This window comes from Klebsiella sp. EMBS2024, assembly GCF_036233805.1.
Taxonomy (GTDB): Bacteria; Pseudomonadota; Gammaproteobacteria; order Enterobacterales; family Enterobacteriaceae; genus Klebsiella; species Klebsiella pneumoniae.
On record NZ_JAZARW010000001.1, the window covers coordinates 4,925,884 to 4,934,855 of the forward strand.

The 8,972-nt window shown below is 56.0% G+C and carries 10 protein-coding genes; 6 read left to right on the forward strand and 4 right to left on the reverse strand.

Annotated elements, in window-relative coordinates:
• Positions 1-24: 24 nt before the first annotated feature.
• From yjdN to VZP09_RS22605, 3 genes are all read right to left on the reverse strand, one after another.
• Positions 25-459, reverse strand: a complete 435-nt coding sequence (yjdN, locus tag VZP09_RS22595) for a VOC family metalloprotein YjdN (protein ID WP_002885221.1) — start codon at positions 457-459, stop codon at positions 25-27.
• A gap of 228 nt (positions 460-687) precedes the next feature.
• Positions 688-1,023: a zinc ribbon domain-containing protein YjdM gene (locus tag VZP09_RS22600; RefSeq protein ID WP_004177783.1), complete on the reverse strand. Its 336-nt coding sequence runs from the start codon at positions 1,021-1,023 to the stop codon at positions 688-690.
• Positions 1,024-1,110: 87 nt separating this feature from the next.
• Positions 1,111-1,380 (reverse strand): hypothetical protein, encoded by a 270-nt coding sequence (locus VZP09_RS22605; RefSeq protein WP_016831374.1) that lies wholly within the window; start codon positions 1,378-1,380, stop codon positions 1,111-1,113.
• A 187-nt stretch (positions 1,381-1,567) separates the two neighbouring features.
• Between VZP09_RS22605 and proP the strand changes: the two genes are divergently transcribed.
• The gene (proP, locus tag VZP09_RS22610; protein WP_004177782.1) at positions 1,568-3,070 is read left to right on the forward strand and encodes a glycine betaine/L-proline transporter ProP; all 1,503 of its coding nucleotides are present in this window, start codon (positions 1,568-1,570) and stop codon (positions 3,068-3,070) included.
• Positions 3,071-3,119: 49 nt separating this feature from the next.
• Here proP and melR read toward each other — a convergent pair whose 3' ends face one another.
• Positions 3,120-4,058, reverse strand: a complete 939-nt coding sequence (melR, locus tag VZP09_RS22615) for a transcriptional regulator MelR (protein ID WP_004177781.1) — start codon at positions 4,056-4,058, stop codon at positions 3,120-3,122.
• A 239-nt stretch (positions 4,059-4,297) separates the two neighbouring features.
• Between melR and VZP09_RS22620 the strand changes: the two genes are divergently transcribed.
• The 5 genes from VZP09_RS22620 (at position 4,298) to VZP09_RS22640 (ending at position 8,772) form a co-directional block, all read left to right on the forward strand.
• A complete protein-coding gene (locus VZP09_RS22620; RefSeq protein WP_042940283.1) occupies positions 4,298-5,650 on the forward strand; it encodes an alpha-glucosidase/alpha-galactosidase in 1,353 nt (450 codons plus the stop codon).
• 93 nt (positions 5,651-5,743) lie between these two features.
• On the forward strand, positions 5,744-7,159 hold the full coding sequence (gene melB / locus VZP09_RS22625; protein ID WP_083565040.1) for a melibiose:sodium transporter MelB: 1,416 nt from the start codon (positions 5,744-5,746) through the stop codon (positions 7,157-7,159).
• A gap of 5 nt (positions 7,160-7,164) precedes the next feature.
• Positions 7,165-7,287 carry a hypothetical protein gene (locus VZP09_RS22630; protein WP_042940285.1) on the forward strand — a complete coding sequence of 41 codons (123 nt, stop codon included), beginning with the start codon at positions 7,165-7,167 and terminating at the stop codon, positions 7,285-7,287.
• Between the two features lie 147 nt (positions 7,288-7,434).
• Positions 7,435-8,391 carry a plasmid stability protein StbA gene (locus VZP09_RS22635; protein ID WP_016528812.1) on the forward strand — a complete coding sequence of 319 codons (957 nt, stop codon included), beginning with the start codon at positions 7,435-7,437 and terminating at the stop codon, positions 8,389-8,391.
• Between the two features lie 9 nt (positions 8,392-8,400).
• Positions 8,401-8,772 (forward strand): plasmid partitioning/stability family protein, encoded by a 372-nt coding sequence (locus tag VZP09_RS22640; RefSeq protein WP_016528813.1) that lies wholly within the window; start codon positions 8,401-8,403, stop codon positions 8,770-8,772.
• The last annotated feature ends 200 nt before the right edge of the window (positions 8,773-8,972 follow it).

The following is an 8,972-nucleotide window of genomic DNA, read 5'->3' on the forward strand; positions in this document are numbered from 1 at the left end:
GGCGGCCGGGCCGCCCTGGGGGCGTCAACCTTGTTTGACAACGTTGATCATCCAGGGGACGCCAAAGCGGTCGACGACTTTGCCGAAGCCGTGGGCCCAGAAGGTTTCCTGCCAGGCCATCTCAATGCGCCCGCCGACAGCCAGCGCGTCGAACCAGCGCTGGCCTTCAGCGACATCGCTGGGATCGAGGACGAGGGTGAAGCCGGCGTAATGCACATCGGGCCCGAAGGCGCTGTCGCTCAGCATCAGCTCGCCATTATTGATGCGCAGGCTGGCGTGGGCGATAGCATCATCCGCCATCTTCTGGCCAGACGGGCAGCCGTCTGACGCTTCCTGCGCCGGGGGCGGCATTTCGCCAAAGGTCATTTTAAACATCAGCTCTGCGCCCAGCGTCTGCTGGTAGAAGGCGATCGCCTCGGCGCAGTTGCCCGCAAAGGCAAGGTAGGGACTTAAGGACATGGTGAATACCTCAGTGACCGTAACCCGTAAAGCGTAGTCGCCCGGCAGGCGATTGAGCCAGACGGCAGGGCGAAAAGGGGCGCTGAAATATGACGGCAGGCGACAGCGTAAATAGCGGTTGCCGGCGAGGGAAATAACAGGGTGCGCCGGGTGACAAACGGCCACCAGGATATCGGGAGCGGCGACGGTTATGTGAAAAAATAATCGCGCCGCCTACCCGAAATTAAATCAGTTCTTTTTCACAAATTCCGATTTGAGCTTCATCGGACCAAAACCGTCAATTTTGCAGTCAATATTGTGATCGCCTTCGACCAGACGGATATTTTTCACTTTGGTGCCGATTTTCAGCATCGAAGAGCTGCCTTTAACCTTCAGATCTTTCACGACGGTAACGCTGTCGCCATCGGCCAGTAAATTGCCATTGGCATCTTTAACGATCAGAATGTCGCTCTCTTCCGTCGCCTCGGCAGGGTTCCACTCATGGGCACATTCCGGGCAGATGTACATGCCGCTATCTTCATAAGTGTAAGTCGAATCGCATTTTGGGCAGTGTGGCAGTTGCATGACGCTCCTCATGATGTCGTCGAAAAACAGGACGTTGGTCCTTTAAACAGCGGCTGAGAGCCGAAAGTGGATATGATTATAGCGCAATCACCCACTTTTGTCGGGTGTTTTTTTGCTAAAAAATAGCCGTGGTGTTATTCCGGAAAGAAGCGAATAAACGCTGAAATTAACCGCCCGAAGTGGAGCAAAATCGACGAAATAATTTCCGCGCGATCGGCAGGAAATGAACTTATTTATTTTCCGACACTCTGTAATGAGGCGGTAAATTTCTGTGAAGTTGATCGCAGATATAAACACTGTTAGGGTAAAAAAGGGGAGCAGGTCAATTTCATCAAGCATCACGATGAGCCGCTCCATTTATTCACCAGTAGCCAGAGCAGGCGTCAACAGGTTCGGTTGTACATTCTGTCAGCAGACAGTGCAGGCAAACCTGCTACGCTTGAAATGAGGAGCACAGCAATTCACCGCTCCTGACGCACGATGCGAATGGCCTTGCCATTCGGCGAAGAGGCGTGCACTCAAGGCGGAGTAGCAGAGGAAAAATATGCTTAAAAGGAAAAAAATAAAGCCCATCACCCTTAAGGATGTGACCATCATCGATGATGGTAAACTGAAAAAGGCGATCACCGCGGCCTCCCTGGGCAACGCGATGGAGTGGTTCGATTTCGGCGTCTACGGCTTTGTGGCCTACGCCTTAGGTAAAGTCTTCTTCCCCGATGCCAACCCAAGCGTGCAGATGATTGCCGCGCTGGGTACCTTCTCCGTACCATTTTTAATTCGTCCGTTAGGAGGCCTGTTCTTCGGGATGCTGGGCGATAAATATGGTCGGCAAAAAATTCTCGCGATAACTATCGTGATCATGTCGATAAGTACTTTCTGTATCGGCCTTATTCCGTCGTATGCCACGATAGGTATCTGGGCACCGATCCTGCTGCTGCTGTGTAAAATGGCGCAAGGCTTCTCGGTTGGCGGTGAATATACCGGGGCGTCGATCTTCGTCGCGGAATACTCTCCTGACCGCAAGCGCGGCTTTATGGGCAGCTGGCTGGACTTTGGCTCCATCGCCGGGTTTGTGATGGGGGCCGGCGTGGTGGTTCTCATCTCCAGCGTGGTGGGCGAACAGAACTTTCTCGACTGGGGTTGGCGTATCCCGTTCTTCCTGGCGCTACCGTTAGGTATCATTGGTCTCTACCTGCGCCATGCGCTGGAAGAGACGCCAGCGTTCCAGCAGCATGTTGACACCATGGAGCAGGGCGACCGTGAAGGACTGCAGGACGGGCCGAAGGTCTCTTTTAAAGAGATTGCCACCAAGCACTGGCGTAGCCTGCTGACCTGTATCGGTCTGGTGATTTCCACCAACGTGACTTACTACATGCTGCTGACCTACATGCCGAGCTATCTGTCGCATAACCTGCACTACTCGGAAGATCATGGGGTGCTGATCATCATCGCTATCATGGTCGGGATGCTGTTTGTACAGCCGGTTATCGGTATGCTCAGCGACCGTTTCGGCCGTCGCCCGTTTATCCTGATTGGTAGCGTGGCGCTGTTTGCCCTGTCGATCCCGGCCTTCATTATGATCAACAGCAACGTGACTGGCCTGATCTTCGCCGGCCTGCTGCTGCTGGCGGTGGTGCTGAACTGCTTTATCGGGGTGATGGCCTCCTCGCTGCCGGCGATGTTCCCGACGCACATCCGCTTCAGCGCCCTGGCCAGCGCCTTTAACATCTCGGTGCTGATTGCCGGTCTGACGCCAACCCTGGCGGCGTGGCTGGTGGAGACCACCCAAAACCTGATGATGCCGGCGTACTACCTGATGGTTATCGCGGTGGTGGGTATGGCGACGGGCCTGTCGATGAAAGAGACGGCTAACCGTCCGCTGAAAGGGGCGACCCCGGCGGCGTCGGATATCCAGGAAGCGAAAGAAATCCTTGGCGAGCACTACGATAACATCGAGCAAAAAATCGAAGATATCGATCAGGAGATCGCCGATCTGCAGGCAAAACGGTCGCGCCTGGTGCAGCAGCATCCGCGTATCAACGACTAACCGTTTTCACTGTTAATCATGCCGCCTGGGGAAACCCCGGCGGCATTTTTTATGCCTTCGGCAAGGCCAGGCCGTGACGCCGCTGCTGGCTGAGTTTACGGTACTGCTGCGGCGGCATGCCCACGTAGCGGGTAAAAGTGCTGTAGAAGCGACTGCTGGAGCGAAAACCGGCGGTAAGGGCAATATCCAGGATGGTCTTGTCGGTATCGCTCAGCAGCGCCCGCACATGATTGATACGCATGGCGGTAATGTACTGCTTCATGGTCTGCTGCATCACCCGCTGAAAGACCCCCATCGCATAGTTCGGGTTGAGCTTCACGTGCTCGGCAACGGCATTGACGGTCAGCGCCTGGTCGTAGTGGGCAGCGATAAACTCCAGCATCTGGCTGACATAAAACTGCGCGTGGCGCGAGACGCTGTTCTTGTGGGTGCGTGAGGTTTTATTGACCAGAATCGGCTGCCAGCCGGCGAGGCTCAGCCGCTTCAGCATCAAGGCGATTTCATCGATCGCCAGCTGGCGTATCTGTTCATTCTCGTGGCTCAGTTCCTGCTGCCAGCGGCGCACTTCGAAGGCGCTCAACTGCTGCGCGGCGAGGGATTTAATCACCATCCCATGGGTGACGTGGTTGATAAGCTCCCGGTCCAGCGGCCATGAGAGAAACAGATGCATCGGCAGGTTGAATATCGCCATCTGCTGGCAATCGCCGGGGCGGGTCAGCTGATGCGGCGTACAGGCCCAGAACAGAGTGATATAGCCTTTCTCAATGCGCACCACTTCGTTATTAATCAAATACTCGACGTCGCCATCGAACGGCACGTTGACCTCCACCTGGCCGTGCCAGTGGCTGGTGGGCATGGCGTGCGGCGGGCGCAGTTCGATGTCCATACGCTGATACTCGGAGTAGAGCGCCAGCGGGCTGCGGCTCTGCTTTTCGTCGCTGCTGCACATAAAGGGATCGGGGGGCAGAGAGGTGAAGCGGTGTTCCATCGTTAGCGTATTCCTGAATTGTCAGAGTGGCTGCATTTTTCGCCAGAACTGACGACAGCTTAGCGGAAGAATCGGCCCATTTTCTCTCCTTTTTGCTCAATCTGTTCCCGAAATCTCAGATTTTGTGGCGCTTAATGGCCGATCTGAGCTTTCGGGAATGCTCCGGCGGGAACAGGGCAGCGCAGCGGGGAGCGGCGTGCCACTCTGCAAGTGTTCAATGACCTGATGGAGAGTGCGTGATGTCTGCCCCAAAAATTACTTTTATCGGCGCCGGTTCGACGGTGTTCGTCAAAAATATTCTCGGTGATGTTTTCCAGCGCCCGGCGCTGAAATCGGCGCATATCGCGCTGATGGATATCGATGAAACCCGGCTGGAAGAGTCGCATATCGTGGTGCGCAAGCTGATGGATTCCGTGGGCGCGAACGGCGAAATCAGCTGCCACCGCGACCGGAAAACCGCCCTGCAGGGCGCCGATTTTGTCGTCGTTGCCTTCCAGATTGGCGGCTATGAGCCCTGTACCGTCACCGATTTTGCAGTCTGCAAGCGCCACGGCCTGGAGCAGACCATTGCCGATACGCTGGGGCCGGGAGGCATTATGCGCGCGCTGCGCACCATCCCGCACCTGTGGGCTATCTGCGACGACATGACCGAGGTCTGCCCGGACGCCACCATGCTTAACTACGTCAACCCGATGGCGATGAACACCTGGGCGATGTACGCCCGCTACCCGCATATCAAGCAGGTTGGCCTGTGCCACTCGGTGCAAGGCACAGCGGAAGAGCTGGCGCGCGACCTCGATCTCGATCCGGCGGATTTACGCTACCGCTGCGCGGGGATTAACCATATGGCGTTCTATCTGTCGCTGGAGAAAAAGCTCGCGGACGGCAGCTACGTCAGTATCTACCCCGACCTGCTACAGGCCTACGCCGACGGGCGGGCGCCGAATCCGAACCTGCACGGCAACCCGCGCTGCGAAAACATCGTCCGCTATGAAATGCTCAAAAAGCTGGGCTACTTCGTCACCGAGTCCTCGGAGCATTTCGCGGAATACACGCCATGGTTTATCAAGCCGGGCCGCGATGACCTTCTCGCTCGCTATAAAGTGCCGCTGGATGAATACCCTAAACGCTGCGTCGAGCAACTGGCCAACTGGCATCAGGAGCTGGAGAGCTATAAGCGCGGGGAGCGCATTGAGGTGAAACCATCCCGCGAATATGCCAGCACCATCATGAACGCCATCTGGACCGGCGAGCCAAGCGTGGTGTACGGCAACGTGCGCAACGATAATCTCATCGACAACCTGCCTCAGGGCTGCTGTGTGGAAGTGGCCTGCCTGGTGGACGCCAACGGCATCCAGCCGACCAAAGTGGGCGCGCTGCCGGCGCATCTGGCGGCGCTGATGCAGACCAATATCAACGTGCAGACGCTGCTGACGGAGGCGATCCTCACTGAAAATCGCGATTACGTCTATTACGCCACGATGATGGATCCGCACACCGCCGCGGTGTTGGGGATCGAAGAGATCTACGCGCTGGTGGACGATCTGATCGCCAGCCACGGCGACTGGCTGCCGGCCTGGCTGCACCGTTAATCCTCTTATGCCGCCNNNNGCAACGAACCCGGCGGTGCCTGTCACGCTCTATCAAACGCTGAAGGAGGCGCTGGCGACAGCGACCTGGACCCTATGAGTATTTCAATGACAACAAAGCTCAGCTACGGATTTGGTGCCTTTGGTAAAGATTTCGCTATCGGTATCGTCTACATGTACCTGATGTATTACTACACCGATATTGTTGGCTTATCGGTCGGGGTGGTTGGCACCTTGTTCCTGGTGGCAAGGATCCTCGATGCGATAGCCGATCCGATTATGGGATGGATCGTTAACTGTACGCGGTCGCGATGGGGAAAGTTCAAACCGTGGATCCTGATCGGCACGATAACCAACTCGGTGGTGCTGTATATGCTGTTCAGCGCCCACCATTTCAGCGGCGGGGCGCTGCTGGCGTGGGTGTGGCTAACCTACCTGCTGTGGGGCTTCACTTACACCATCATGGATGTGCCGTTCTGGTCGTTGGTGCCGACCATTACCCTCGATAAACGCGAACGCGAGCAGCTGGTGCCTTACCCGCGCTTTTTCGCCAGTCTGGCGGGATTTGTCACGGCCGGCGTCACGCTGCCGTTCGTCAACGCCGTCGGCGGCGCCGATCGCGGTTTCGGTTTTCAGATGTTCACTCTGGTGCTGATCGCCTTCTTCGTCGTTTCCACTCTCGTCACCCTGCGCAACGTGCATGAGGTTTACTCCTCCGACAGTGGTGTGAGCGAAGACTCCAGCCACCTCTCACTGCGCCAGATGGTGGCGCTGATCTATAAAAACGATCAGCTGGCCTGCCTGTTAGGCATGGCGCTGGCCTATAACACGGCGGCGAACATTATCGCTGGCTTTGCGATTTACTACTTTACCTACGTGATTGGCAGCGCGGAGATGTTCCCGTATTACATGTCCTACGCCGGGGCGGCGAATTTGCTGACGCTGATCCTGTTCCCACGACTGGTAAAAGGGCTGTCGCGGCGCATTCTGTGGGCGGGTGCTTCGATCATGCCGGTGCTGGGCTGCGGCGTGCTGTTGCTGATGGCGCTGGGCGGCGTTTACAACATCGCGCTGATTTCGCTGGCCGGGGTGCTGTTGAATATCGGCACCGCGCTGTTCTGGGTGCTGCAGGTTATTATGGTGGCCGATACCGTCGACTATGGCGAATATAAGATGAATATCCGCTGCGAAAGCATCGCCTATTCCGTTCAAACGCTGGTAGTCAAAGCCGGTTCGGCGTTTGCGGCCTGGTTTATCGCCATCGTGCTGGGTATCATCGGTTACGTGCCGAATGTTGTGCAGTCGTCCCACACGCTGCTGGGGATGCAGGCGATTATGATTGCGCTGCCGACGCTCTTTTTTGCTCTGACGCTGTTTCTCTATTTCCGTTATTACAAACTGAATGGCGATATGCTGCGACGGATTCAGATTCACCTGCTGGATAAATATCGCCGGGTACCGGAAAATGACGTCGAGCCGGAACGGCCGATTGTGGTACCCAATCAGGTGTAAAAAGCGTGCGAAAACCGCTGACGAAAGAGAGGAGGGATGCTCTCTTTTTGAGCAAAAAACAGTGTCTTAAAAAGACAGAAAGAGAAAACTTTAGTTCTCTGTTTTATCTCAATTATTTCTCTTTTTGAGCGTTCTGGACTGTTTGTTTCTCCAATTTTTCTCAAATAAAACTCAGAATTGTCTCTTTTTCGTGCTCTTGCGCTGCTTTTTAACTCTTGCTACTCTTTTTGGGTCTTACATTTTTCTCTTATTTGTCTCAGTGATGGAGCAATGCAATGCGCATTTTTATCGATGATGGTTCAACCAATATCAAAATGCTGTGGGAGCAAGATGGCGAAACTTTCACCCATATCAGCCCCAACAGTTTTAAACGCGGCTGGTCTGCCACCTTCGGTTCGGGGAAGCCTTTTAACTACACGGTGGATGATGAAAAGTACTCATTCGACCTGATCACTCCCGATGCGCTCCCAACCAATAACATTGACTGGCAATACAGCCCGTTGAACTCCATCGCTGTCCATCACGCGCTGCTGACCAGCGGTCTTGAGCCGCAGGATGTTGAAATTGTGGTCACCCTGCCGCTGACCGAATTTTATGATGAAGATGCGCAATATCGCTTCGACAATATTGAGCGCAAGAAAAAGAGCCTGCTGCGCGAAGTTAAACTGAATAAAGGCGTGGTGTTCAATATCACTAAAGTTACCGTGCGCCCGGAATCGATTCCGGCGGGCATTAGCCTGTGTGATGAGCTGAAACCGTCGCATTCGGTGCTGATTATCGACCTTGGCGGCACCACGCTGGATATTTCAATGGTCGCCGGGCAGATGACCTCGGTTTCGCGCATTTACGGCGACCCGAAGCTGGGCGTATCGCTGGTGACCGACGCCGTTAAGCTGGCGCTGGCCCGGGCGAATACCGACACCTCCAGCTATAACGTCGACCAGATAATCATCAACCGCCACGACGAAGAATACCTGACCGACAACATCAACGATCCGGATGCGGTTACTGAGGTGAAGAAGGTGATCAATAACAGTATCGAACGTCTGACCACGCGTGTCCTGACGGCCATCGATAGCTTTAAAGGCTATTCGCACGCGATCGTCATTGGCGGCGGCGCGCCGCTGGTTGCCGACGCCATTCGTGAACGGATGGGTCTGCGCGAGGATCGTTTCGTGGTGGCTGAAGAGCCGCAGTTTGCCCTGGTGCGTGGTCTGAAAATTATTGGTTAAGGAGCGTCTATGACTCTGGATCGCAGAAAAGTGCTGATTTACCTGCGCCCGGATATCAGCGCCAGCGAGCGCTTCGCGGACGCAAAAATTGAGGCCCATCACCGTGGCGACCGCGGCGATATGTCGCGTACCGCGCTGCTGGCGGGGCTGGCGTTAGGGGAAGTCGATAGCCGCTTGCCGTCGATGCTGGCGGCGCTGCTGGCGGAAGATACTAAACCGGAAACGCTGCGTAAGATGCTGGCCTCGTTCCTTGAGATCCAGCCGGCCTCTCCCGCCCCGGCAGCTGCGGCAGCAGCCGCCCCGGCTAAGGCGCCGGAGCCGCCCGCGCCGGTGAGCGAGAGCGTCTCCGCGCGTAATCTCGCCGGTTCGTTACCGGATTAAGCGCTATTCCCGGTTTGCGCGACCCGGGAAACTCCCCGGCTTGCGCTGCGCTTAGTTTGTAGGCCGGGTATGGCGTAGCCGCCATTCGGCAAACAGGCGGCTCCCTGGCTGGGGTCATGCCCGGCGGCGCTACGCTTGCGCGGGCCTACGGATCCAGTGCAATGGTGGGCCCAGTGCCATTTGTAGGCCGGGTAAGGCGT